The 24,221-nt window shown below is 69.6% G+C and carries 21 protein-coding genes and 1 tRNA gene; 18 read left to right on the top strand and 4 right to left on the bottom strand.

The genetic code is table 11. The annotated features are described in order from the left end of the window. Positions 1–26: 26 nt before the first annotated feature. The 15 genes from ACSDQ9_RS11095 (at position 27) to ACSDQ9_RS11165 (ending at position 13,591) form a co-directional block, all read left to right on the top strand. A complete protein-coding gene (locus ACSDQ9_RS11095; RefSeq protein WP_435146982.1) occupies positions 27–1,280 on the top strand; it encodes a peptidoglycan glycosyltransferase FtsW in 1,254 nt (417 codons plus the stop codon). 122 nt (positions 1,281–1,402) lie between these two features. After that, on the top strand, positions 1,403–2,521 hold the full coding sequence (murG, locus tag ACSDQ9_RS11100) for an undecaprenyldiphospho-muramoylpentapeptide beta-N-acetylglucosaminyltransferase (protein ID WP_435146983.1): 1,119 nt from the start codon (positions 1,403–1,405) through the stop codon (positions 2,519–2,521). Further along, entirely contained in the window at positions 2,508–3,920 is a 1,413-nt protein-coding gene (murC, locus tag ACSDQ9_RS11105; protein WP_435146985.1) for a UDP-N-acetylmuramate--L-alanine ligase, read from the top strand. The genes murG and murC overlap by 14 nt, the downstream gene beginning before the upstream one ends. Beyond that, positions 3,920–4,687 carry a cell division protein FtsQ/DivIB gene (locus ACSDQ9_RS11110; protein ID WP_435146987.1) on the top strand — a complete coding sequence of 256 codons (768 nt, stop codon included), beginning with the start codon at positions 3,920–3,922 and terminating at the stop codon, positions 4,685–4,687. Before murC ends, ACSDQ9_RS11110 begins: the two co-directional genes overlap by 1 nt. Before the next feature lie 164 nt (positions 4,688–4,851). Next, on the top strand, positions 4,852–6,135 hold the full coding sequence (gene ftsZ, locus ACSDQ9_RS11115) for a cell division protein FtsZ (RefSeq protein ID WP_435146988.1): 1,284 nt from the start codon (positions 4,852–4,854) through the stop codon (positions 6,133–6,135). A gap of 25 nt (positions 6,136–6,160) precedes the next feature. Continuing rightward, positions 6,161–6,949 (top strand): peptidoglycan editing factor PgeF, encoded by a 789-nt coding sequence (gene pgeF / locus ACSDQ9_RS11120; RefSeq protein WP_435146990.1) that lies wholly within the window; start codon positions 6,161–6,163, stop codon positions 6,947–6,949. Between the two features lie 61 nt (positions 6,950–7,010). Then, a complete protein-coding gene (locus ACSDQ9_RS11125) occupies positions 7,011–7,505 on the top strand; it encodes a cell division protein SepF (RefSeq protein WP_435146992.1) in 495 nt (164 codons plus the stop codon). Between the two features lie 71 nt (positions 7,506–7,576). Continuing rightward, a complete protein-coding gene (locus ACSDQ9_RS11130; RefSeq protein ID WP_435146994.1) occupies positions 7,577–7,867 on the top strand; it encodes a YggT family protein in 291 nt (96 codons plus the stop codon). Positions 7,868–7,996: 129 nt separating this feature from the next. Beyond that, a complete protein-coding gene (locus tag ACSDQ9_RS11135; protein WP_435146996.1) occupies positions 7,997–9,082 on the top strand; it encodes a DivIVA domain-containing protein in 1,086 nt (361 codons plus the stop codon). Between the two features lie 181 nt (positions 9,083–9,263). Beyond that, positions 9,264–9,683 carry a TraR/DksA family transcriptional regulator gene (locus tag ACSDQ9_RS11140; protein WP_435146997.1) on the top strand — a complete coding sequence of 140 codons (420 nt, stop codon included), beginning with the start codon at positions 9,264–9,266 and terminating at the stop codon, positions 9,681–9,683. Positions 9,684–9,715: 32 nt separating this feature from the next. Next, positions 9,716–10,228: a signal peptidase II gene (lspA, locus tag ACSDQ9_RS11145; RefSeq protein ID WP_435146999.1), complete on the top strand. Its 513-nt coding sequence runs from the start codon at positions 9,716–9,718 to the stop codon at positions 10,226–10,228. A 12-nt stretch (positions 10,229–10,240) separates the two neighbouring features. Continuing rightward, complete coding sequence (locus tag ACSDQ9_RS11150) at positions 10,241–11,161, top strand: RluA family pseudouridine synthase (protein ID WP_435147001.1); 921 nt, start codon at positions 10,241–10,243, stop codon at positions 11,159–11,161. Between the two features lie 84 nt (positions 11,162–11,245). After that, complete coding sequence (gene pyk, locus ACSDQ9_RS11155) at positions 11,246–12,673, top strand: pyruvate kinase (RefSeq protein ID WP_435147004.1); 1,428 nt, start codon at positions 11,246–11,248, stop codon at positions 12,671–12,673. A gap of 97 nt (positions 12,674–12,770) precedes the next feature. Next, a tRNA-Leu gene (locus ACSDQ9_RS11160) sits at positions 12,771–12,853 on the top strand. A gap of 99 nt (positions 12,854–12,952) precedes the next feature. Beyond that, positions 12,953–13,591 carry an ANTAR domain-containing response regulator gene (locus ACSDQ9_RS11165; protein WP_435147005.1) on the top strand — a complete coding sequence of 213 codons (639 nt, stop codon included), beginning with the start codon at positions 12,953–12,955 and terminating at the stop codon, positions 13,589–13,591. A 33-nt stretch (positions 13,592–13,624) separates the two neighbouring features. Here the strand turns inward: ACSDQ9_RS11165 and ACSDQ9_RS11170 are convergent, their stop codons facing one another. Continuing rightward, positions 13,625–14,035: a hotdog fold thioesterase gene (locus ACSDQ9_RS11170; protein WP_435147007.1), complete on the bottom strand. Its 411-nt coding sequence runs from the start codon at positions 14,033–14,035 to the stop codon at positions 13,625–13,627. A 64-nt stretch (positions 14,036–14,099) separates the two neighbouring features. Between ACSDQ9_RS11170 and polA the strand changes: the two genes are divergently transcribed. Both polA and ACSDQ9_RS11180 read left to right on the top strand, forming a co-directional pair. Beyond that, positions 14,100–16,838, top strand: a complete 2,739-nt coding sequence (polA, locus tag ACSDQ9_RS11175; protein ID WP_435147009.1) for a DNA polymerase I — start codon at positions 14,100–14,102, stop codon at positions 16,836–16,838. Positions 16,839–16,860: 22 nt separating this feature from the next. Continuing rightward, on the top strand, positions 16,861–17,178 hold the full coding sequence (locus tag ACSDQ9_RS11180) for a hypothetical protein (RefSeq protein ID WP_435147010.1): 318 nt from the start codon (positions 16,861–16,863) through the stop codon (positions 17,176–17,178). A 384-nt stretch (positions 17,179–17,562) separates the two neighbouring features. On the opposite strand, the gene ACSDQ9_RS11185 is transcribed toward ACSDQ9_RS11180, so the two are convergent. After that, positions 17,563–20,331 (bottom strand): FAD-binding and (Fe-S)-binding domain-containing protein, encoded by a 2,769-nt coding sequence (locus tag ACSDQ9_RS11185; RefSeq protein ID WP_435147012.1) that lies wholly within the window; start codon positions 20,329–20,331, stop codon positions 17,563–17,565. Between the two features lie 24 nt (positions 20,332–20,355). Further along, on the bottom strand, positions 20,356–21,129 hold the full coding sequence (locus ACSDQ9_RS11190; protein WP_435147014.1) for a class F sortase: 774 nt from the start codon (positions 21,127–21,129) through the stop codon (positions 20,356–20,358). A 307-nt stretch (positions 21,130–21,436) separates the two neighbouring features. Between ACSDQ9_RS11190 and rpsA the strand changes: the two genes are divergently transcribed. Continuing rightward, positions 21,437–22,888: a 30S ribosomal protein S1 gene (rpsA, locus tag ACSDQ9_RS11195; RefSeq protein WP_435147016.1), complete on the top strand. Its 1,452-nt coding sequence runs from the start codon at positions 21,437–21,439 to the stop codon at positions 22,886–22,888. Between the two features lie 103 nt (positions 22,889–22,991). Here the strand turns inward: rpsA and ACSDQ9_RS11200 are convergent, their stop codons facing one another. Further along, on the bottom strand, positions 22,992–24,137 hold the full coding sequence (locus tag ACSDQ9_RS11200; protein WP_435147018.1) for an ROK family transcriptional regulator: 1,146 nt from the start codon (positions 24,135–24,137) through the stop codon (positions 22,992–22,994). Between the last annotated feature and the right edge of the window lie 84 nt (positions 24,138–24,221).

Below are 24,221 nucleotides of genomic sequence, written 5' to 3' on the forward strand. Positions count from 1 at the left end.
TCCCGCAGCTGCGAAAGGACCACCCGATGGCGACGACCACAGGCGAGCGCACCGGAGGTCGACCCTCCCCTCGCCGTCGGTCGGCCGGCAAGCAGGGCACCCTGGCCACGTTGCTCGCCCAGCCGCTGTCGTCGTACTACCTGGTGCTGATCCCCGTGGTGCTGCTGGTCAGCATCGGCCAGCTGATGAGCCTGAGCTCGTCGTCGGTCTATGCGCAGGCCGTGATGGGCAGCCCCTACTATTTCGCCATCCGCCAGATCGTCTTCCTGGTGGCCGGCATTCCGCTGGCCTGGTGGTTGAGCCACCGCAGCGCCGACTTCCTGCGACGGCTCGCCTGGCCGGCGCTTGCCCTGGCCATCGCGCTGCTGTTGATGCTGTTCTCGCCGCTGGGCATCGAGAACAAGGGCAACCGGGCGTGGATCAGCCTCGGTGGTCTGGGCACCCTGCAGCCCGCGGAGTTCGCCAAGCTGGGCGTCATCGTGTGGGCCGCCGCCGTGCTGCACAACAAGCGCAAGGTGCTCGACCAGCCCAAGGAGTTGCTGCCCCCGCTGCTGATCGGTTTCGGCCTGCCGATCATGCTGATCCTCGCCGGCGGTGACCTCGGTACCGCGCTGGTGCTGGTGGCCATCTTCGCCGGGGTGCTCTGGCTGGTGGGCACGCCGATGATCATCATGGGCGGCCTCGGGCTGGGGTTGGCCGGCATCGTGGGCGTGCTGGTGCTCGCCAGCGAGAACCGCATGACCCGCATCGCGAACTTCCTCGCGGGAACCTCCCACGACGACCCGACGGTCTCCCAGCAGCCCCTCAGTGCGGTCTACGCGCTCGCCACCGGCGGCTGGTTCGGCGTCGGTCTGGGTGGTTCCCGGCAGAAGTGGGGCGGCCTCGCCGACGCCGCCCAGAACGACTACGTCTTCGCGGTGCTGGGCGAGGAGTTGGGCCTGTTCGGCACCTGGGCGGTGATCGCGGCCTTCGCGGTGCTCTGTTACGGAGGCATCCGCATCGCGCAGCGGGCCGACAGTCTGTTCATCAAGGTGCTGGCCGGTGGCATCACCGTGTGGATCATGTTCCAGACCCTGATGAACATCGGCGTGGCCCTGAACGCCCTGCCGGTGGTCGGTGTGCCGCTGCCCTTCATCTCGGTGGGTGGCTCGGCCCTGCTGTCGAACCTGCTCGCCGCTGGAGTGCTGCTGGCCTGCGCCCGGCAGGAGCCTGCGGCCCGCCGCAGTCTCGAGTCGGCCAAGGTCACGCGGCGACGCGTGACTCGCGTCGTCCAGAAGTGACCCGGCGCGTCGTCTCGTGGGTTTGGAATGATGGAACCCGCAGGGACGCACCCGTCGGACCCGAACCCGGGTGAGGCAGGGGCGCCCCTTCGACGAACAACGATCTCCGAAAGGCTGTCAACGTGGTGAACGTGGTCCTCGCAGGTGGAGGCACGGCAGGTCACACCTCGCCGTTGATCGCGACGGCCGAGGTGTTGCGCGACCGCGGCGCCACCTGTTCGGCCATCGGCACGGCCCGGGGCCTCGAGACGAGGGTGATCCCGGCGGCGGGCCTCGAACTCGATCTGGTCGAGCCGGTGCCGCTGCCGCGCACCCCCAACCTTGACCTGGTCAAGGTGCCCTGGCGGCTGGCCGGATCGGTCAGGCAGGCCGGGCGCATCCTCAAGCAACGCCGCGCCGACGTGCTGGTCGGGTTCGGTGGCTACGTGTCGATGCCCGCCTACCTGGCCGCCCGGGCGCAGGGCATTCCGGTGGTGATCCACGAGCAGAACGCCGTGCCGGGTCTGGCGAACAAGGTGGCGGCCCGGTTCGCGCGCACCACCGCCGTGAGCTTCCCCGACACCCCGCTGCCCGGGGCCAGGTTCATCGGGCTGCCGGTGCGCTGCGCCATCACCGAGTTGGCGAGTGAGTCCCTGGCCGGACGAGCCACCCGCCGCCGCGAGGCCCGCACCGCCCTGGGCCTCGACCCCGAACGCCGCACGGTGCTGGTCAGCGGCGGCTCGCAGGGCGCGCGCAGCATCAACACCGCGCTGTTGGCGGCCCGTGACCAGCTGCTCGGGCAGGGCTGGCAGGTGCTGCACGTGTGGGGTCCCAAGAACTTCACCGAGCACACCGAGGTGGTGACGGGCGACTCCGGGGCCCGCTACGTGCCGGTCGCGTTCGTCGATCGCATGGAGGACGCCTACGCCGCCGCCGATCTGATGGTGGGTCGGTCGGGGGCGGGCACGGTCGTGGAGACCGCCGTCGTCGGGCTCCCGGCCATTTTCGCGCCGCTGCCGCACGGCAACGGGGAGCAGGCGCGCAACGCCGCCAGTCTGGTCGCCGCCCACGGGGCGGTGCTCGTGCCCGACTCCGAGTTGGACGGCGCCCGGCTGTCGAGCGAGGTCTCCGCCATCCTCGGCGACGACGCCCGCCTGGCCCGGATGGCCAAGGCCGGGCCCGCCCTGATGCCTGCCGACGCCGCCGGCGTGCTGGCCGAACTCGTGCTGACCGCCGCGGGAGGGCGACATGGCGCTGCGTGAACCCATCGAGGTCGAACCGCTCGACCAACTCGGCCGCGTGCACTTCATCGCCATCGGCGGTGCTGGCATGAGCGGCATCGCCCAGCTGTTCCACGCGGGCGGCGTGCAGGTGAGCGGCTCTGATCAGACCGACTCGTCGGTGCTGCGGCAGCTGACTGCCCTCGGCATCACCACCCATGTCGGCCACGACGCCGCCCAACTCGGCGACGCCGACACGGTGGTGGTCTCGTCGGCGATCCGCGAGTCGAACCCCGAACTGGCCGAGGCACGACGCCGCGGGCTGCGGGTGCTGCACCGCTCGGCGGCCCTGGCCAGCCTGATGCACGGCCGCGTCGGGGTCTCGATCGCGGGCACCCATGGCAAGACCACCACCACGGGCATGACGGCCGTGATGCTGGCCGCCGCCGGGCTCGACCCCAGCTACGTCATCGGCTCGCCGTTGGCCAGTTCGGGCACCAGCGCCCACCTGGGTTCGGGTGAGGTCTTCGTCGTCGAGGCGGACGAGTCCGACGGCACCTTCCTGCAGTACCCGACGACCATCGCGGTGGTCACCAATGTCGAGGCCGACCACCTCGACAACTGGGAGACCCCGCAGGCCTACATCGAGGGGTTCGTGCGCTTCGCCACCCAGCCCGGCGTGCGCCTGCTGGTGGCCAATTCGGACGATCCCGGTGCCGCCGACCTGGCGACACGCGTCGAGGCCAACGGCACCCGGGTCGTGCGCTACGGCTCCGGGCCCGAGGCCGACGTGGTCATCTCCGAACTCGACTTCGAGGGCACCACCGCGTCGGGCCGGTTGACGCGGGCGGGGTCGTCCGGCCGGATCGTCCTGCAGGTGCCCGGCCGCTACAACCTCGAGAACGCCGCCGCGGCCTACGCGGTGGGGCGCGAACTGGGCTGCTCGCACGACCAGCTGGTGGCCGGGGCTGCCACCTTCACCGGCACGCTGCGTCGCTTCCAACTCGTGGGCGAGGCCCGTGGCGTGCGGGTCTACGACGACTACGCCCACCACCCGACCGAGCTGAGTGCCGCGCTGACCGCGGCCCGGCGGGCCGTGGGTGAGGGACGGCTGATCGCCTGCTTCCAGCCGCACCTCTACAGCCGCACCCTCGAGTTCGCCGACGAGTTCGGCCAGGCCCTGACGCTGGCCGACGCCTGCGTCGTCACCGACATCTATGGTGCCCGCGAGGACCCTGTTCCCTCGGTGACCGGACAGTTGGTCGCCGACGCCTGCCGACGCCACGGTGGGGAGGTCACCTACGTGGCCGACAAGCTCGACCTGCCGGGTTGGTTGGCCGACCACAGCCGGCCGGGCGATCTGGTGATGACGCTGGGAGCCGGCGACGTCACCCTGGTCGGGCCGCTGCTGGTCGATGCGTTGCGCGAGGGCACGGTTTGATGGCCGACGACCGTCGCGCTCGCCCGGGCCGCGGCCGCGCCGGGCGGCCGCTCACCGGACTGGCGGATGCTCGTCCGGGGTTGCGCCGCCGACGCGCCCGCGACCGTTGGCGCCGGCTTCGGCCCGCCATGGTGGCCGGGGGAGTGCTCGCCCTGGTGATCGCCCTCGTGGTCGTGGTCTGGTTCACCCCCGCGTTCTCGCTGCGCCGGGTGAGTGTCGAGGGCACCTCGTTGTTGACGACGGCCGAGGTCGAACAGCGCGCCGCCGCCCCGCTGGGACGACCGCTGGTGCGGGTCGACCTGCAGCAGCTTTCCGATCGGGTGGCCACCCTGCCCGAGGTGGCGTCGGTGAAGGTCAGCCAGGAGTGGCCCTCGTCCGTGCGCATCGAGGTGGTCGAGCGCACCGCGCGGGTGCAGCGGGTGGAGGGTTCGACCTACCAGTGGGTCGACGCCAGTGGGACGATCTTCCACACCCAGACCACGGCCTCACCGAAGCTGGTGGTGGTGAACACCCCCAGCACCGACAAGCGGCTGCTGCGCGACCTGGCCACGGTGTCGACCGCGCTGACGCCGACGCTGCGGGCGCAGGTGCTCGGCATCAAGGCCCAGACCCCCGACGCCATCACCCTCACGTTGAAGGGGGGCCGCTCGATCGTGTGGGGCAGCGCGGACGAGTCGGCGACCAAGGCGAAGGTGGCGACCGCCCTGCTGCAGGTCAAGGCCACCGTCTACGACGTCTCGTCGCCCGCCAATCCCACCAGCCGGTGACGAGTCTTGACCCTCGCTTGAGAGTTGGGGTGCAGTGTCGCGCTGTGTTGGACACCGTTTCTGAGGCCCCCCTAGCCTGAGACGCGACAACGCTGGTGGGTCACACGTAAGGTCGGGTGAATCCACATCAGCGCGCGCAGAGCAACCAAGTGAGGCGGACTTCCGTGGCAAGTGCAGGGCAGAACTACCTGGCTGTGATCAAGGTCGTCGGTGTCGGCGGCGGCGGTGTCAACGCCGTCAACCGCATGATCGAGGCCGGCCTGAAGGGTGTTGAGTTCATCGCGATCAACACCGATGCGCAGGCCCTGCTGATGAGCGACGCCGACGTCAAGCTCGACGTCGGCCGTGAGCTGACCCGCGGGCTCGGCGCCGGCGCCAACCCCGACAAGGGTCGCCAGGCCGCCGAGGACCACGCCGACGAGATCGAGGAGACCCTCAAGGGGGCCGACATGGTCTTCGTCACCGCCGGTGAGGGCGGTGGCACCGGCACCGGTGGCGCGCCGGTCGTGGCCAAGATCGCCCGCTCGCTGGGTGCCCTGACCATCGGTGTCGTGACCCGCCCGTTCGGTTTCGAGGGCAAGCGTCGCGCCACGCAGGCCGAGACCGGCATCGCCGCGCTTCGCGAAGAGGTCGACACCCTCATCGTCATCCCCAACGACAAGCTGCTGCAGATGACCGACCACCAGGTCGCCATCCTCGACGCCTTCAAGCAGGCCGACACGGTGCTGCTGCAGGGTGTGCAGGGCATCACCGACCTGATCACCACCCCCGGCCTGATCAACCTCGACTTCGCCGACGTGAAGTCGATCATGTCCGACGCCGGGTCGGCGTTGATGGGCATCGGCTCGGCCCGCGGTGAGGATCGTGCCCGCGCGGCCGCCGAGATGGCGATCAGTTCGCCGCTGCTCGAGGCCAGCATTGACGGCGCCCACGGCGTGCTGCTGTCGATCGCCGGTGGTTCCGACCTGGGTCTGTTCGAGGTCTCGAACGCGGCCAACCTGATCGAGGCGGCGGCGCACGACGAGGCCAACATCATCTTCGGTACCGTCATCGATGACTCGCTCGGCGACGAGGTGCGCGTGACCGTGATCGCGGCCGGCTTCGACGGCGGACAGTTGCCCAAGCGTCAGCCGGCCGGGCAGCGTCGCGAGCCGCGCCAGCAGCCGCAGGGCTCGCAGTCGTCCGGCCAGGACGCGGTCCAGGGTGGCCAGGGCGCCACCCAGACCTTCAACCCGCTCACCGGGCAGCCGGTGCCGCGGGCGACCCCGCAGCAGAACTCCCAGCAGGCCGGTGCTCAGCAGGCCGGTTCGCAGCAGACACAGGGTGGCGGTCGCGAGGGCGGCTTCCAGTCGGGCGCCTCGGAGCAGACGACCATTCGTCCGGCGGCACCGAGTGCCCCTCGTCCGGCCGACGACGACGAACTCGACGTCCCGGACTTCATGAAGTGACGGCCTGACGCGGGGGACCGCTGACATGTTCAGGACGCTGATCAGCCCCGATGCCAATGCCGGCATCGGGGCTGCTTTCACGGACCGTCACGGGGGAGTGACCCCCGGCACTCTGGGTTCGCTCAACCTGGGGCGCACCGATGCCGACTCCATCGACCGGGTCGAGACGAACATCGAACGGGTGCGTCGTGCCGTTGAGGTCTCGACGGTGGTGGCGCTCTCGCAGGTGCACTCGGCCGACGTGGTCGTGGTCGACGACGCCTTCCTCGCCTCGTGGGGGCCCCGCTCGTACCTGGGCGCTCCCGGCGGGCAGCGGTCGCTGGTCGAGGCCGACGCGATGGTGACCCGGGCCGCCGACGTCGCCCTGATGATTCGGGTGGCCGACTGTGTGCCGATCCTGCTGGCCGATCACGCCGCCGGTGTGCTGGGGGCCGTGCACGCGGGTCGCGAGGGGCTGCTCGCCGGCATCGTCGGGCGCACCGTCGACGTGATGCGCGAGCAGGGTGCCCGCGACCTCGTCGCCTGGGTGGGCCCGCACATCTGCGGCCCCTGCTACGAGGTCGACGAGGCGATGGCCGAGCGGGTGCGCGCGACCCATCCGCAGCTCGTAGTGCCCTCGCGCTGGGACACACCGGCCCTCGATCTGGGCTCGGGGGTGACCGCCGAGCTCGAGGAGCGCGGCGTCACGGTGGTCGGGCTCGACCCGTGCACGCGCACCAGTGATGACCTGCACTCCCACCGACGCGACAGCGCCGGGGCCGGACGAATCGCCGGAATCATTTGGCGCGTTGCGGGTGTTGCGTCGATTGGCTGAGCGGCCCGAGCGGGTACGGTGTAGGCGATCACGGGCGCAACGACTGGTGGAGGCTTGACGCATGTCTTTTCTGAGGAACACGGCAGAGTGGCTCGGTCTGGTGCAGACCGATCGTTATGCCGCGACCCATGACGATGACGACTACGAGGAGCTCACCCAGGCCGTCGACAGCCGCGAACTCGAGGCCGAGCCGTCCACCATCACCCCCATCCATCGCAACCAGAGCACCCGGGAGGTTGCCGTGTCCGGTCGTGAACCCGAGCAGAAGATCGCGGACCTGACGCGCATCATCACCATCCACCCGCGCACCTACAACGAGGCCCGCACCATCGGCGAGCACTTCCGTGACGGTGTGCCGGTGATCATGAACCTGTCCGACATGGACGATGCCGACGCCAAGCGCCTGGTCGACTTCGCCGCCGGCCTGATCTTTGGGCTGTCTGGCACGATTGAGCGTGTCACCTCGAAGGTGTTCCTGCTCTCGCCCAAGAACGTCAACGTTCGGGCCGAGGACAAGGAGCGCATCGCCTCGGGTGGCTTCTTCAACCAGAGCTGACCGAGTGGTCGTCAGACCGGTCGCGTGCAGCCCGGCTGCGGGAACCCTGGTTCCCTCGGGAGGTGTGATTCGTGCAGATCGTCGGACTCGTGCTCGCGTGGGCACTGCAGATCTACATGTTCGTGTTCTTCGTGCGCATGATCCTGTCGTTCATTCCCGCGTTCAGCCCGTCGTTCACCCCTCGCGGGGTCGTGCTCGTGGTGTTCGAGGTGGTCTACACCCTCACCGACCCGCCGATCCGGTTCTTCGAACGGTTCCTGCCGCCGCTGCGGGTGGGGCAAGTGGCGTTCTCGCTCGGGTTCTTCGCCGCGTGGCTGTCGTTGGTGATCCTGCAACGGATCGTCTACATCGTGTTCCTGTGAGCGCCCGACCGCGTCGGCGCGGCCGTGGCCCTCAAGCTGGCCTTGAGCGTGATTTTCGGCTCGGTGGCTGCACGTGAGACCCGTGCAGTAGCCTGATCTGGTTCGCCACGTGAAAGTTTGGAGACAACCATGACGATGACCTTGGACGAGGTCAACCAGATTCGTTTCCCCATGGCCCGTCGCCCCAATGAGGGGTACCGCGCGCAGGAGGTGGACGAGTTCGTTGACCGGGTCGTCGCCACCTTCCAGTCGCTGCAGGACGAGGCCGAGCGGGCGAAGGCCCAGGCCGAGGCCGTCAGGTCGGACCAGGGCGGCGCCGGCCAGCCCGGTTCCGACAAGGATCGCGCGGAGCAGGAGCGTGCCGCGCAGGCGCTGAGCGAGGAGAACGCCCGTCTCAAGGCCGAACTCGCCGACCTGCGCTCCCGCGGAGACCAGGGTGGCGAGGCTGGCCAGCCCGACACCTCGGAGCTCGACGCCCTGCGCCAGCGCAACGCCGAACTCGAGCAGCGGGGAGCCGACCTCGAGCGTCAGCTCACCGAGGCGCGCGAGCAGGCCGCCGCGCAGCCGGTCGCGTCGTCCGACCAGGGCGGCGACGATCGACCTGCCGAGGGCATGGTCGAGCACGGCACCGGCAAGCTGGAGCGCGTGGTGGTCACCACCAGCGCCGACGCCAGCCCCGCCGTGATCCGGCTCGTGCAGCTGGCGACCGAGCAGGCCGAGGGTGTCGTGGCCGATGCGGAGCGCGACGCCGAAGGGGTGCGAGCCGCCGCCGAAGCCGACGCCAAGAAGACCCGCGCCGACGCCGACAGCTACGCCGCCGAGACCTCGAAGAACGCCGACGAGTACGCCGCCTCGACCATCAAGGCGGCGGACGAGAAGGCCGCCCAGATCAACGCCGAGGCCAAGGCCGGCGCCGACTCGCTGCTGGCGCAGGCCCGGTCGAACGCCGACCAGGTCGAGGTCGATGCGAAGAATCGTCGCAGCGAACTGTTCCAGGCCCTGGAGGCCGAGCGCGACACCTTCGCCAGCAAGGTCGACCAGCTGAAGGCGTGGGAGTCGGAGTACCGCACGTCGCTCACCCAGCACCTGCGTTCGCAGGCCGACCAGCTCGACTCGGGTGAGTTCCAGCCGGGCAGCGCCGCCGCGCTGCTGGGCGAGGAACGGCACGCCTCGGCCACCCCGCGGCTCGACGCGCTGCTCGCCAACAAGCAGTGACCACCCGCGGGTGACCGCCTGACGGTGGCTCACCCGGTACGGTCGCGATGGCCTCGTCCCCACCAGGGACGAGGCCATCTCGCATGCGGCATGATCGCGGCCGGTTGACCGGGTTGAGTGATGGTGTAGCCTGCACTCTCGCGCCCGCTCAGGGTGCTCCCAGATCAGAGAGGATTCGGCGATGGCCACCAAGGCGAAGGCCGCAACGGCGACCCTGCCCGTTCGCGAGGGGGAAGAGCCCTGGACCGAGGCTGAGATCGCCGAGGTTCGCGAGGAGCTGCTGGCCGAGATCGACCAGCTGAACAAGAAGATCCGCGCCCACGAGGAGGAGCTCGCCGGCCTGCTCAAGGAGGGCAGCGACGGCGCCGGGCGTGACCCGGCCGACGTCGGCTCGTCCAACTTCGAGCGTGACCAGGAGGTCTCGCTGGCGCAGAACTCGCGCGAGATGCTCGACCAGGCCCAGCTGGCGCTGCGGTTGTTCGACTCGGGCGACTACGGGTTGTGCGAGAACTGCGGCAACCCGATCGGCAAGGCCCGCCTGCAGGCGTTCCCGCGCGCGACCATGTGCGTGACCTGCAAGCAGCGCGCCGAACGCCGCTGAGTCGTCAGCGCGTCCGTGCCAGTGACTCGCCCGTGCCAGTGACCCCCGCGAGCCCCGCCACGCCCGGGGGACGACCCCGCCTGCTGCTGGCCGCCATCGCCGTCGTGCTGCTGGTGGCCGACCAGGTGACCAAGCACCTGGCGATCACCCGCCTCGACCCGCACGACCCGCCCACCTATCTGGGCGGGTTCTTCCGGCTGCTGCTGGTCTTCAATCCCGGCGCCGCGTTCTCGCTGGGGACGTCGTCGACGCTGTTCTTCTCGATCCTCGCGTTGATCGTGCTCACCGGTCTGGTGGTGGTCGTCGCCCCGCGCATCCGCACGCGGTCGATGGCCGTGGTCACCGGGCTCGGTATCGCGGGTGTCGGCGGGAACTTCATCGACCGGCTGGTGCGGGACCCGTCTCCGTTCAGGGGCCACGTGATCGACTTCCTGTCGTTCGGCTCGTTCCCGGTGTTCAACGTGGCCGACATGTGCCTGACGTCGGCGGCGGCCCTGATGATCCTGTTCTCCCTGCGCCCGCAGCCCCAGCCGCAGCAGGACTGAGGGAGGATCGCCATGGCCGTCATGCTGGTGCCCGACGGGCTGGCCGGTGAGCGCATCGATGCCGCCGCCGCCCGGATGACCGGGTTGTCGCGCTCGCGGGTGGCCGACCTGATTGCCGAGGGCGGCGTCCAGTTGGCCGGCACGAGGGTCGAGAAGGCCTCCACGAAGGTGGCCGGGGGAGAGTTGCTCGAGATCGACCTCGAGACGCCCGCTCCGGCGGCCACGGTCACCCCGCAGGTGGTCGAGGGTGTCGGCATCGTCCACGACGACGCCGACATCGTGGTCGTCGACAAGCCCGTGGGGGTCGCCGCCCACCCGTCGTTGGGCTGGGAGGGCCCGTCGGTGGTGGAGCATCTCGCCGGTGCGGGGTTCCGCATCTCCACCAGCGGGGCCTCGGAGCGGCAGGGGATCGTCCAACGCCTCGACGTGGGCACCTCGGGGCTGATGGTGGTCGCCAAGTCGGAACGGGCCTACACCGTGCTCAAGCAGGCCTTCCGGGATCGCAACGTCGAGAAGACCTACCACGCGCTCGTGCAGGGGCACCCCGACCCGTTCTCGGGCACGATCGATGCCCCCATCGGCCGGCACCCCCACCACGACTGGAAGATGGCCGTCATGGAGGGCGGACGACCGTCGGTCACCCACTACGAGACGCTGGAGGCGTTCCGGGCGGCCACGCTCCTGGAGATCCATCTGGAGACCGGACGCACCCACCAGATCCGCGTGCACATGAGCGCCATCCGACACCCCTGCGTGGGTGATCCGCTGTACGGCTCCGACCCGACCCTGGCGGCGCGGCTGGGGCTCGATCGGCAATGGCTGCACGCCCACCGTCTGGGTTTCGTGCACCCCACCACGGGGGAGTGGGTGGAGTTCGTCTCGCCCTATCCGGACGATCTGCAGCACGCCCTCGACCTCGTCTCGGCCTCCTGACGGCAGGCCAACGCGGCACGTCGGACGGGCAACCATTGAGTGAACCCGTTCGTGGCCCGTGGGTGACTCCGGTAGGTTGGGCGCGTGCGTAGAGCGAAGATTGTGTGCACGCTGGGCCCGGCCGTCGAGTCGCCCGAGCGTATGGAAGAACTGGTCGCCGCGGGGATGAACGTCGCCCGCCTGAACATGAGCCACGGGGATTACTCCGAGCATGAGTTGCGGCTGAATCTCACCCGTGAGGCCGCCAAGAAGAGCGGCAAGCGCGTGGCCGTGCTCGCCGATCTGCAGGGCCCCAAGATCCGCCTCGGCAAGTTCGCGGGCGGCGAGAAGCATGCCCTGGCAGTGGGCCAGCGGTTCACCATCACCATCGACGACATCGAGGGCACCGCGGAGCGCTGCTCCACCACCTTCAAGGGTCTGCCGGGTGACGTGAAGCCCGGTGACTTCCTGCTGATCGACGACGGCAAGGTCATGCTGAAGGCCGTCGAGGTGACCGCGACCGACGTGATCTGCGAGACCGTCGTCGCCGGCACAGTGTCGAACAACAAGGGCATCAACCTGCCCGGTGTGGCCGTCAGCGTGCCCGCCCTGAGCGAGAAGGACGAGGCCGACCTGCGCTGGGCGCTGGGCAAGGGTGTCGACCTGGTGGCGCTGTCGTTCGTCCGCAACGCCGACGACATCACCCGCGTGCACCAGATCATGGACGAGGAGGGCCGCCGGGTTCCCGTCGTCGCCAAGCTCGAGAAGCCGCAGGCCGTCGAGAACCTCGACGCCATCGTCGATGCCTTCGACGCCGTCATGGTCGCCCGCGGTGACCTGGGCGTGGAGCTGCCCCTCGAAGAGGTGCCGCTCGTGCAGAAGCGCATCGTCGACCAGGCCCGCCGCTGGAACAAGCCGGTGATCGTGGCCACCCAGATGCTCGAGTCGATGATCGACAACCCCCGCCCGACCCGCGCGGAGGCCTCCGACGTCGCCAATGCCGTGCTCGACGGGGCCGACGCGGTCATGCTGTCGGGGGAGACCTCGGTGGGTGCGTATCCGATCGTCACGGTGCAGACCATGGCCAAGATCGTCGAGAACACCGAGGAGCACGGTCTCGACCAGATCCACGAGATCGAGTGGGATCCGCACACCACCGGTGGCGTGATCGCGATGGCCGCCTACGACGTGGCCCAGCGCCTCGACGCCGCCCTGCTGGTGGCCCTCACCAAGTCCGGTGACACCGCCCGCCGCCTGGCCCGCCTGCGCCCGACCATTCCCATGGTCGCCTTCACCCCCGACGAGGACACCTGCCAGCGCATGATGCTGTCGTGGGGCGTGCAGACCGTGCTCACCCCGACCTTCGAGGGCAAGGACGAGGCCGTCGGCCACATCAACGACGCCTTGGTCAAGGACGGACTGGCGAAGGTGGGCGACCGCATCGTCATCGTCTCGGGTTCGCCGATGGGTGTGCCCGGCAAGACCAACGCCCTGCGCGTGCACAAGGTGACCGAGCCGCAGCAGTCCGCCTGATCGACCACACTCCGCCCCGGGTCCCGCGCGCACGTCGCCGGGCCCGGGGCGGTGTGCTGTGCAGCCACCGGTGTGGCTAGAATCGTCCGTGCTGCCCGCCCGGGTGGCGGAATGGCATACGCGGACGGCTCAAACCCGTCTGGTCGAAAGACCGTAGGGGTTCGACTCCCCTCCCGGGCACCCATTCACCCGCCGTGACTGCGGCGGGCAGTATTGTCGGGCGCAGCGCGTCCACCCGCGGATCGGGTGGGCGGCCGTCCAACCAGAGGAGCACGCATCGTGGCTGAGCAGAGCAACCCCTCCGACCGTCCCCGCCCCCGGGTGTTGGTGGCCGAGGACGAGGCGCTGATCCGCATGGATCTCGTGGAGCTGCTCACCGAGGAGGGTTACGAGGTCGTGGGGCAGGCCGGCGACGGGCAGCAGGCCCTCGATCTGGCCCGTGAGCTCGAGCCCGACCTGGTCGTGATGGACGTCAAGATGCCCGTCATGGACGGGATCACCGCCGCCGAGAAGATTGCCGAGGAGCGCATCTCGGCCGTGGTCATGCTGACCGCCTTCAGCCAGCGCGATCTGGTCGAGCGGGCCCGCGAGGCCGGTGCCATGGCCTACGTGGTCAAGCCCTTCGACGCCTCCGACGTGGTGCCGGCCATCGAGATCGCCATGGGTCGCTTCCAGGAGATCCGCTCCATCGAGGACGAGGTCGCCGACCTCGAGGACCGACTGGCCTCACGCAAGGCCGTCGACCAGGCCAAGGGCCTGCTGCAGGAGGCGCTCGGGCTCACCGAGGCCGAGGCCTTCCGCTGGATCCAGAAGACGGCCATGGACATGCGCAAGTCGATGCGCGAGGTCGCCGAGGGCGTCATCACGCAGTTCTCGAAGTCGAAGGCGAAGGCCAAGTCGACCTCGGCCGACGACTGAGATCATCCGCTCCCCGGCGACGGGGTCAGGGGATCACACCCCGACGAACTGGCAGGTGATCCTCCCGGTCGCCACGCGGCGCTCCCGCTCATCGGTGAGCACCACCTGCCAGGTGGTGGTGGTGCGGCCCACGTGCACCGGGGTGGCGGTGCCGGTGACCCATCCTTCCCGCACCGGACGATGGTGGGTCACGTTCAGGTCGACCCCGACCGCCGCCTTCCCGTGTTCCCGGGCGTGCGCGAAGGCGCCGAACGATCCCAGCGTCTCGACGACCACCGCCGATGCTCCGCCGTGCCACAACCCCATCGGTTGGGTGTTGCCGGTCACTGGGTAGCGGGCGACCACCCGCTCGGACGACAGTTCGAGCAGTTCGATGCCCATCCGGTCGTCGAGGGCGCTGTGGTAGTCGTCGGCCCAGGCGGGCACGAGCCGGGGGTCATTCATGGGCTGAGCGTAGCGGTCGGGTTCGTCCGGGTGTTTTGTCGGGGCGGCTCGCTAGAGTCACGGTGTGAACCAGACCCCGCGCCTGCTGCTCATCGACGGACACTCCATCGCCTACCGGGCGTTCTTCGCTCTGCCGGTGGAGAACTTCTCGACCTCGACCGGTCAGCACACGAACGCGGTCTACGGGTTCACGTCGATGCTGATCAACGTGTTGCGCGACGAGCAGCCCACCCACGTCGCCGTGGCCTTCGACCGCTCCCGCCACACCTTCCGCACCGAGGAGTACGTCGAGTACAAGGCGAATCGCTCGAAGTCGCCCGAGGAGTTCACGGGGCAGGTGCAGCTCATCAAGGAGGTGCTCGACGCGCTCAACATCGTGCACCTCGATCGGGAGGGTTTCGAGGCCGACGACCTGATCGCGTCGATGTCGACCCAATTCACTTCGAGCCAGTCCACGTCGGGCGGCGCCGGCGGGGGTGGCGAGGGCGTCGACATCTTCATCTGCACCGGTGACCGTGACTCCCTGCAGTTGGTGACCGACCACGTGACGGTGTTGTACCCGAAGAAGGGCGTCTCCGACCTCGCGCGGATGACCCCCGAGGCCGTCGAGGAGAAGTACTTCGTCACGCCCGCCCGTTACCCCGAGCTGGCCGCACTGGTGGGGGAGACCTCCGACAACCTGCCCGGTGTTCCGGGCGTGGGGCCCAAGACCGCCGCCAAGTGGATCGACCAGTTCGACGGGCTCGACAACATCATCGCCCGCAACGAACAGGTGCCCGGGAAGGCGGGGGAGTCGCTGCGCGCCCATCTCGACGACGTGGTGCGCAACCGACGCCTGAACGCGTTGGTGCGCGACCTCGACCTGCCGTTCGGTCTCGACGAGCTCGAACGCCGTGACTGGGATCGCGAGGCCGTGCACACGCTGTTCGACGGGCTCGAGTTCCGCGTGCTGCGCGATCGGCTGATGGAGGCCCTGCCCCAGGGTGGCGACGAGGCGACCCCCGAGGCGGGCTTCGAGGTGACCGGCGAGCTGCTCGAGCCGGGTGCCGTGCGCGCCTGGCTCGCCGAGCACGCGGGCGCCGACCAGGTCACCGGTGTCGACGTGATCGGCCACTGGGGTTCGGGCACGGGCGACGTGACCCACCTGTCGCTGGCCAGCGCCGACGGTGCCGCGTGTCACCTGACCACCGCCGACCTCACCCCGGACGACGACGCCGCCCTCGGCGACTGGCTGGCCGATGCCACCCGCGGCAAGGCCCTGCACGAGGCGAAGGGCCCGATGCTGGCCTGCTGGGCGCGCGGGTGGGACCTGCGGGGCGTGGTCAATGACACCGTGCTGGCCGCGTACCTGTTGCGCCCCGACCAGCGCACCTTCGACCTCGGCGACCTGGCGATGCGCCACCTCAAGCGCGAGTTGCGCGTCGAGGCCGGCACCGTGGCCGACGAGGACCAGCTGACCCTCGACTTCGGTGAGGACGACGGCTCCGACCTGCAGGCCGCCCACGAATCGATGGTGCGGGCCCGCGCGGTGATCGACCTCTCCGACGCGCTCACCACAGAACTCGCGGCCCAGGACGAGGCCGAGCTCCTGGCCGAGGTGGAACTGCCGCTGCAGCGCATTCTCGCCCAGATGGAACGGGTGGGCATCGCGGTCGACATCGACCTGCTCGAGCGTCTGCGAGCCGACTTCGACGCCAAGGTGGTGGCGGCCGAGCAGGAGGCGTTCGCCGTCATCGGCAAGCCGATCAACCTGGGTTCGCCCAAGCAGTTGCAGGTCGTGCTCTTCGACGAGCTCAACATGCCCAAGACCCGCAAGACCAAGTCGGGCTGGACCACCGACGCCGAGGCACTCGAGGGCCTGTTCGAGAAGACCGAACACCCGTTCCTGGCTCACCTGCTGGCGCACCGCGACGCCATCCGGCTGCGGCAGACGGTCGATGGGTTGCTCAAGTCGGTGGCCGACGACGGCCGCATCCACACCACCTACGTGCAGACCATCGCGGCCACCGGCCGGTTGTCGTCGACCGACCCGAACCTGCAGAACATCCCGATCCGCACCGAGGAGGGTCGTCGCATCCGTGAGGCCTTCGTCGTGGGCGCGGGCTTCGAGACGCTGTTGACCGCCGACTACTCCCAGATCGAGATGCGCATCATGGCGCACGTCAGCGAGGACGACGGCCTGATCGAGGCGTTCCGCACCGGTCGGGACTTCCACACCGAGACTGCCTCGCGCGTCTTCCACGTCGAGCCCGACCACGTCACCGGCGAGCAGCGCGCCAAGATCAAGGCCATGAACTACGGCCTCGCCTACGGGCTGAGCGCGTTCGGACTGTCGAACCAGCTGGGCATTCCCACCAGCGAGGCCAAGGGCCTGATGGACGAGTACTTCTCCCGGTTCGGCGAGGTGCGCGACTACCTGCAGTCGGTCGTCGCCGAGGCGCGCAAGACCGGGTTCACCGAGACGTTGTTGGGACGACGCCGCCACCTTCCCGACCTGACGTCGTCGAACCGGCAGCGGCGCGAAATGGCCGAGCGGATGGCCCTGAACGCCCCGATCCAGGGGTCGGCGGCCGATGTCATCAAGGTGGCCATGCTCAAGCTGGCCGCGGCGCTGACCGAGCAGGGGCTGGCCAGTCGGGTGCTGTTGCAGGTGCACGACGAACTGGTGCTCGAGGTGGCCACCGGCGAGCGTGACCGGGTCGAGGCGCTGGTGCGCGACACCATGGGCCATGCGATGGATCTGACGGTTCCGCTCGACGTCAGCGTCGGCGTGGGTCAGTCCTGGCACGAGGCCGCCCACTGACGTTGCCGGGAAGCCCACTGCCATGCCCGATTCGTCCTCGCCCCCAGAGGTCAGAACACAGAAGCGCCGCGAGATCAGCGGGCCGATGCTGGGGTTTCTGGTGTCCCTCCCCGGCGCCTTTTGGGCTGGCCTCTTCCTGACCATCGACCTGCTGGGTGCGCGGGAGGTCGGGGCAACATCCGAAGCCATGGCATGGGTCGGGGGATCCCTGATCGTGTGCCTCCTGCCCGTAGGTCTGATCCCGCTCTTCTCGCCCAGACGAGTGGGTGCCTACCACGTGCTTGCTCCCGTGCTGGCAGGGCTCGTCCAGTTCGTCGCCCTCGTGTTGAACGCGTACTGATTGCCGCCCAGCCAGGTGGGTGGCGGGGTCGGAGGTCCGTCGGTCGAGTAGGTCGCCTGCGACCGTGTCAAGACCACGGGCACGTGCCCGAGAGTGGTCAATCCGCAGCAGCTGAGGCCCGTCGATCCGCACCAGCGATCGATCGCCCTGAGCTGCTGCGGTTTGACCACGGCGCTGGTCGTCCAGCGGATGATGGCTCCTCGCCCGTCTCTCGTCCCTCACTCCCACAGGACCGCGTGCCAGACCCAACGTAGCTTCAGATAATCAACGTGGCTTCAGTCCAGAACGGAAGCCACGTTGATTATCTGAAGCTACGTCGGGGGTGTGGGGCGGGCCGGGGGTGAGGGGTCGGCCGGGGAGGCCGGGGTCGGGGAGTTCCGTCGGTCAGGAGAGGGCGCGATCCAGGGCGACGAGCACGTGCTCGAACTCGACGCCCAGCGCTCGTCCCATGCCCAGCTCGCAGGTGCGGTTCGCCGACAGGTACAGGTCGAAGCTCTGATCGCCGAGCTCGTTGACGGTGTCGCGGGTGGCGGCCTCGGTCAGCTCCGGGTGCAGCATGCCCCGGTCGCCGGCGAACCCGCAGCAGCGCCACGCATCGGGCACGACCACCTCCTCGGCCACCAGACCGGCGAGGGCGCGCAGGTCGTCATTGATGCCGAGCTGGGTGGTGGCGCAGGTCGGGTGCAGCAGCGCTCGTCCGGCACGACGCCCGGTGGGCAGCTCGCCGGCCCGCTCACCGATGAATGCGACGGCGTCCACGATGTCGAGCTCGGCTCCCAGGCTCTCGGCGGCCACCTTCATGCCCTCGGTGCAGCTGGCGGCGTCCGAGATCACCGTCAGTCGTCCGCCGCGGGTGGCCGCGGTCAACGAGCGGACGAGGCGCTCGTCCATCACCCGCTGACCCGCCTGGTGGCCCTTCGACTTCCACGGGGTGGAGCAGCACAGGGAGGCGACCTCGTCGGGCACGAGCACGCGCACGCCCAGTCGCTCCAACAGCCGCTGGGTGCTCCCGGCCACGTCGCCACCGCCGAACATGGTGCCGACGCAGGCGGGCACCATCACCACGTCGGGGGAGGGCTCGGGGCGTGGACGACGCCGGGCGCCGCCCGCGGGCAGGTCCGGGCCCAGCAGGGGCACCCGTTCGGAGCCGAGCACGGCCCGCGCCGCCCGCAGGGGGAGTGAGACCGCGGGCGCCGGCAGTCGGTCGGCCACGGTCATGCCGACCGAGGCCACCGTGGTGAACGAGCCCCAGGCCTGCGCCGCCATCCGCCACCCCGCCTCCTCGACCGGGTTGGTCTGCTCGCGGCGCAGGTGGCGCACCAGGTCGCCGGTGTTGATGCCCACCGGGCAGGTGGTCTGACACATGCCGTCGACCGCGCACGTCTCGGTCACCGGATAGGTCTGATCGACCCGGAGCCTTGCCGCCAGCGCGTGGTCACCGGACGCCTCGGCGTCGGCGATGGCCCGCTGCGCGACGATGCGCTGGCGGGGAGTGAGGGTGAGGAACTGGCTGGGGCAGACCGGTTCGCAGTAGCCGCACTCGACGCACCGGTCGACCTCCTCGGTCACCGTGGGGGTCTGCTTGAAGTCCTTCAGGTGGATCTCGGGATCGTCAGTGAGCACCACGCCGGGGTTGAGAATGCCCACGGGATCGAGGGCACCCTTGATCGACCGCATCATGCCGTGCAGTTCGGTGCCGTACTGGCGCTCCACGAACGGCGCCATGATCCGCCCGGTGCCGTGCTCGGCCTTGAGCGTGCCACCCGCCCCCAACACCAGGTCGACCAGCCCCTCGGTGAACTGGCGCTGCCGGCCCACCGCGTCGGGCTGCCGGAAGTCCTCGGTGACCAGGAAGTGGATGTTGCCGTCCTTGGCGTGGCCGAAGATCACCGGCGTCTGACCCAGACGGTCGCCGCACAGGGTGGTGAGGTGGGCGCACACCCTGGCGAGGTCGGGCACCGGCACGGCGATGTCTTCCAACAGGGCCGTCGTGCCACTCGGACGAGCGCCCGCCACCTTCGCGTACAGCCCCTTGCGCAGCGACCACAGCCCGGCGCGGCGGGCGGCGTCGGCCGTGTACTGACGCGGGTTGCCCGCCCCCTCGAGCAGGCCGGCCAACTCGTCGGCCTCGGCCGCCTGGTACTCCACCAGCAGGGCCGCTTCACCGGGGCTGGCGGCCGGCAGCAGGTCGGCGTGCGCGGGGTCGTGGCGGCACACCGTGAGCGAGGCCTCGTCCAACAGTTCGATGACGGCGGGGCCGGTGGCCTTGAGCTCGGGCAGGGCCTGGGTGGCCTCGTGCAGCGAGCCGAAGGTCAGCAGCCCGGTGGCCACGTGCGGCAACACCGGCACGGTGCGGAACACGGTCGACGCCACGAAGCCCAGCGTGCCCTCCGAACCGACCATCAGGTGTTCCAGCACCTTGGCGGGGGAGTCGTGGTCGAGCAGCGAGTTGAGGCCGTAGCCCATGGTGTTCTTGGTGGCGAACTGGCGTCGGATCTCGGCGGCGAGGTCGGGGCGACGCGCCTCGTCGGTGAGTCTGAGCAGCAGGTCGAACAGTGCGGGTTCCCGGTCGGCGAGCAGGTCGTTCGCGTCGACGGCCCCCGTGTCGACGACGGTGCCCGAGGCGAGCACCACGACCAGGGAGTCGATGGTCTCGTAGGAGTTCTGGGTGGTGCCGCAGGTCATTCCGGACGAGTTGTTGGCGACCACCCCGCCGATGGTGCAGGCCACCTCCGAGGCGGGGTCCGGGCCCAGCTTGCGGCCGTGGCGGGCCAGTCGGGTGTTCACCTCGCGCACGGTCATGCCGGGGCCGATCCTGACCCGCTGCGCGGCATCGTCCAGCAGTTCGAACGAGCGGAACCCACGCCGCACGTCGACCAACAACCCCGCCGACTGACCCTGACCCGACAGCGAGGTTCCCCCCGACCGGAAGGTCACCGGGGTGCGCCGGGCGGTGGCGATGCCGAGCACCGCGGCCACGTCGTCGGCGTCCCGCACCACCAGGGATGCCGACGGGGTGAGCAGGAAGTGGCTGGCGTCGACGGCAGCGGTGAGTACGTCGAGGGCCGAGGTGCGCACCCGGCGCTCTCCCAGGGCCGCCGTCAGGTGGGCCAGCAGGTCGGACGAGACGGTGGTGGTGGCTCCGCGGCGCATGTCGCCACCCTAGGCCAGGGGCGATCAGGCGGCGGGCGCGACGGGCTTCAGGTAGAACAGGATGCGCGAGTCCCAGGCCGACGTGGCCTGGTTGAAGTCCCAACAGATCACGATCACGGCCTGGGGGGATCCCTCGTAGTCGTAGAGCACCGTCGACATCGGGTCGTAGTCCTTGACCCACACCTTGGTCTGCCGCTCGAAGGTGTAGCAGACGGTCGTGCCGTGGCTGTCAGTGACCTTCACCAGGGCGCCCGGCTTGAGGCCCGTCTTCGCGTCGCGCAGCTCATTGCCCAGCGCGCCGCCGTGACGGTAGGTGTGAATGCTGAGCACGGCATTGCCCTTGGTCGCGCCGATCTTGGGCCCCTCGTCGAACCAGGCCACGCCCTGGGAGTCGTTCTTCGGCGGAGCGGCGGCGGCGCCCGACTCGTCCAGCCCGAGCGACATCACGTGCGACGACACCTTCATCGAGTCGATGGTGAGGCGGGTGGGGTCGTCCATGGGGGCGGTGGGGCTCGAACAGTCGGCGGGTGCCGACCCCGAGGCCGATGCCGAAGTCGAACCCGCGCTCACCGAGGTCGCCCTGACCGAGGTCGCGCTGGGCGAGGTCGCCGAGGTCGACCGCGCCGGCGTGGAGGCGGTGAGCGGGGGAGTCGACGCGACGCTGGCGGGGGAGGCGGCGTCCCCGGTGCCTGGCCGGGTGGAACGCCAGCCGATGACCGCGGCGACGGCGACCACGACGACCACGACGCCGACCGCGACGAGGCGGGTGCGGGGTCGTCCGGCGGGGTGCTGCGCCATCGGTACGGGTCCTTCCGGGACGGGGGAGGCATGCTTGGATCAGTGTCAGGCTAGCCGAGGTCACCAAGGCCGACGGTGCGAGTGCCGTCACCGGGTTGCCCCATCCCTTGGTGCGGGCACTGGGTGCGTTCACTGGGTCCGGAACGCAGATTGCCGTGGTCGCGCGCGCAGAGTAGTCTGGACGGGCACTGTGACCTGTCCCGTTCCGTACCGAGTGAGTGGGTGTGCGTGGGACGAAGCAACCCTTTGACCTCCGCAGGGTGATGGTGCACCACCAGCATCGTCCAATCCATCGGAGCCCTACTACATGACCTCCTCCACTGAGGCCTCGACCCAGGTCGCCATTGACGACCTCGGCTCGCCGGAAGCCTTCCTGGCTGCCGTCGACGCCACCATCAAGTACTTCAACGACGGCGACATCGTCACCGGCACCGTCGTCAAGGTCGACCGCGACGAAGTCCTGCTCGACATCGGTTACAAGACCGAAGGTGTCATCCCTTCCAAGGAACTCTCCATCAAGCACGACGTGGACCCCTTCGAGGTCGTCCAGGTCGGCGACGAGATCGAGGCTCTCGTCCAGCAGAAGGAGGACAAGGAGGGTCGCCTGATCCTGTCCAAGAAGCGCGCCCAGTACGAGCGCGCCTGGGGCACGATCGAGAAGGTCAAGGAGGAGGACGGCGTCGTCACCGGCACCGTCATCGAGGTGGTCAAGGGTGGCCTCATCGTCGACATCGGCCTGCGTGGCTTCCTGCCCGCGTCGCTGGTCGAGATGCGTCGCGTCCGTGACCTGCAGCCCTACGTCGGCATGGAGCTCGAGGCCAAGATCATCGAGCTCGACAAGCACCGCAACAACGTCGTGCTGTCGCGTCGCGCCTGGCTCGAGCAGACCCAGAGCGAGGTTCGTCAGAACTTCCTCACCCAGCTGCAGAAGGGTCAGATCCGCAAGGGTGTCGTCAGCTCGATCGTCAACTTCGGTGCGTTCGTCGATCTCGGCGGCGTCGACGGTCTGGTGCACGTCTCCGAGCTGTCCTGGAAGCACATCGACCACCCCTCCGAGGTCGTCGAGGTCGGCACCCCGGTCACTGTCGAGGTGCTCGAGGTCGACATGGATCGCGAGCGCGTCTCGCTGTCGCTGAAGGCGACCCAGGAAGATCCGTGGCAGACCTTCGCCCGCATCCACGCCATCGGCCAGATCGTGCCCGGCAAGGTCACCAAGCTGGTGCCGTTCGGTGCGTTCGTCCGCGTCGAGGAGGGCATCGAGGGTCTCGTGCACGTCTCCGAGCTGGCTGAGCGTCACGTCGAGATCCCCGAGCAGGTCGTCGCCGTCAATGACGACGTCATGGTCAAGATCATCGACATCGACCTCGAGCGTCGTCGCATCTCGCTGTCGCTGAAGCAGGCCAACGCCGGCGTCGACGTCGCGGCTGACGACTTCGACCCCTCGCTGTACGGCATGACCGCCAGCTACGACGAGCAGGGCAACTACATCTACCCCGAGGGCTTCGATCCGGAGTCCAACGAGTGGAAGGAAGGCTACGAGGAGCAGCAGCGCGCTTGGGAGGCTCAGTACGCCGAGGCCCAGGCTCGCTGGGAGGCTCACAAGCGACAGGTCGAGGAGGCCGAGCAGGCCGACCAGAACGCTGCCGCCGAGAGTGGCTCCGCTGCCAGCTTCACCTCGACCGAGGACCCGGGTGCCGGGTCGCTCGCGTCGGACGAGGCCCTGCAGGCCCTGCGCGACAAGCTCACCGGCGGCAACTGACCGTCCGGGCTTCGAGCCCATCAGGAAGGCCCCCGACCATCATGGTCGGGGGCCTTCCCGCGTTCTGGGCCCAGGTTGCCAGCGCTCCGGAGTCAGGCGCGGCTCAGGAGGTCGAGCCGAAGCCGGTCTCGGCGAGGGCACGACGGGCCTCGTCGAGGGCGCCCAGCAGCACGGCCTCGTCGCCCAGATGGCTGCGCAGCAGGGTGGGCGGCTGCCAGTGCAGCGAGGCGCGCAGGCTGGTGTCGAGGGCGGCACGCAGCGGTTCGCCGGCGATCCGGGCGGTCTCGCCGCCGAGAATGACCAGGCCGGGGTCGAGGATGGTCGACAGGTTGACCAGCCCCGGAATGATCCGTTCGGCCAGGGCGTCCCACACGGGTGAGCCGAGGGGTTCGGTGGCCACCACTTCGTGCAGCCAGGCGAACTCGCGGTCGTGGGCCCGGCCCACGACATTGGCCAGCGTCCAGGCGCCCGCGCGGTCCTGGAAGGGGGCAGCCGAATCGCCGCCGGTGCGCATGAAACCGACCTCGCCGGCGGCGCCGTGTCGTCCGCGATGCACCCGTCCGCCGAGCACCACCGCCGCGCCGACACCGCTGCCGAGGCTGAGCAGCGCGTAGTCCTCCCACTGGCCGGCGACGCCGTGCAGCCGCTCGGCGATCGCGCGGAAGTTCACCTCGTTGTCGAAGAGCACGCCCGACCGTGGACCCAACTCGTCCCGGATCCGTTGGGCGGTGCCCGCGGCCCAGCGGGGGAGCTCGGTCGAGAACAGCACGTCGCCGGTTCCCGGGTCGATGGCGCCGGGCAGGGCGATGGCCACGGTGTGGTGGCGGTAGGCGTCGGTGGGAATCGTCGCCTTCACCGACTCGACCACCAGCTCGGCCAGACGGTCGTCCGTCTCGACGGGAACATCGTGTCGTTCGGCGGCCGTCGAGCCGAGGGGGGAGTGGGCGATGCGCAGGCTGTTGCCGCGCAGTTCGACCGCGGTGGCCAGTCCCAATTTGGGGGCCAGAGCGAACACCACGGCCTTGGGGCCGGGGCGCGAACTCTCGTCGAATCCGTCGGAGACGACCAGCCCCTGGGCCTCCAACCGCTCAATCACCTTGAGCGTCGCGGGGCTGGAGAGTCCGGCCAGTTTGGCCAGTTGAGGACGACTCATCGGCCCGTGTTGGGCGAGGAGCTCGCAGAACACACGGTCGTTGACCTGCCGCATCAGGCGCTGCGGTGCGCCACCGATGGGCGTGGTGGGGGTCATGCTCCCATCCTTCCCGACTCCGGCCGCTCCCGCGGCGGTGCCCAGTTGGCCGGTGGGGCGGTCACCCCTGCCGGTGATTGATTA

The organism is Aestuariimicrobium soli (assembly GCF_051192575.1).
In the GTDB taxonomy this organism is placed as follows: Bacteria; Actinomycetota; Actinomycetes; order Propionibacteriales; family Propionibacteriaceae; genus Aestuariimicrobium; species Aestuariimicrobium soli.

What these genes read in the sequence shown, in the direction of transcription:
- ACSDQ9_RS11150 (WP_435147001.1), top strand. Translation starts at nt 10,241, where the DNA reads ATGGCCGTCATGCTGGTGCCCGACGGGCTGGCCGGTGAGCGCATCGAT.
- ACSDQ9_RS11190 (WP_435147014.1), bottom strand. Translation starts at nt 21,129, where the DNA reads ATGGCGCAGCACCCCGCCGGACGACCCCGCACCCGCCTCGTCGCGGTC.
- ACSDQ9_RS11140 (WP_435146997.1), top strand. Translation starts at nt 9,264, where the DNA reads ATGGCCACCAAGGCGAAGGCCGCAACGGCGACCCTGCCCGTTCGCGAG.
- ACSDQ9_RS11200 (WP_435147018.1), bottom strand. Translation starts at nt 24,137, where the DNA reads ATGACCCCCACCACGCCCATCGGTGGCGCACCGCAGCGCCTGATGCGG.
- pgeF (WP_435146990.1), top strand. Translation starts at nt 6,161, where the DNA reads ATGTTCAGGACGCTGATCAGCCCCGATGCCAATGCCGGCATCGGGGCT.
- ACSDQ9_RS11170 (WP_435147007.1), bottom strand. Translation starts at nt 14,035, where the DNA reads ATGAATGACCCCCGGCTCGTGCCCGCCTGGGCCGACGACTACCACAGC.
- ACSDQ9_RS11125 (WP_435146992.1), top strand. Translation starts at nt 7,011, where the DNA reads ATGTCTTTTCTGAGGAACACGGCAGAGTGGCTCGGTCTGGTGCAGACC.
- ACSDQ9_RS11185 (WP_435147012.1), bottom strand. Translation starts at nt 20,331, where the DNA reads ATGCGCCGCGGAGCCACCACCACCGTCTCGTCCGACCTGCTGGCCCAC.
- murC (WP_435146985.1), top strand. Translation starts at nt 2,508, where the DNA reads ATGGCGCTGCGTGAACCCATCGAGGTCGAACCGCTCGACCAACTCGGC.
- ACSDQ9_RS11110 (WP_435146987.1), top strand. Translation starts at nt 3,920, where the DNA reads ATGGCCGACGACCGTCGCGCTCGCCCGGGCCGCGGCCGCGCCGGGCGG.
- ACSDQ9_RS11180 (WP_435147010.1), top strand. Translation starts at nt 16,861, where the DNA reads ATGCCCGATTCGTCCTCGCCCCCAGAGGTCAGAACACAGAAGCGCCGC.
- ACSDQ9_RS11135 (WP_435146996.1), top strand. Translation starts at nt 7,997, where the DNA reads ATGACGATGACCTTGGACGAGGTCAACCAGATTCGTTTCCCCATGGCC.
- ACSDQ9_RS11095 (WP_435146982.1), top strand. Translation starts at nt 27, where the DNA reads ATGGCGACGACCACAGGCGAGCGCACCGGAGGTCGACCCTCCCCTCGC.
- rpsA (WP_435147016.1), top strand. Translation starts at nt 21,437, where the DNA reads ATGACCTCCTCCACTGAGGCCTCGACCCAGGTCGCCATTGACGACCTC.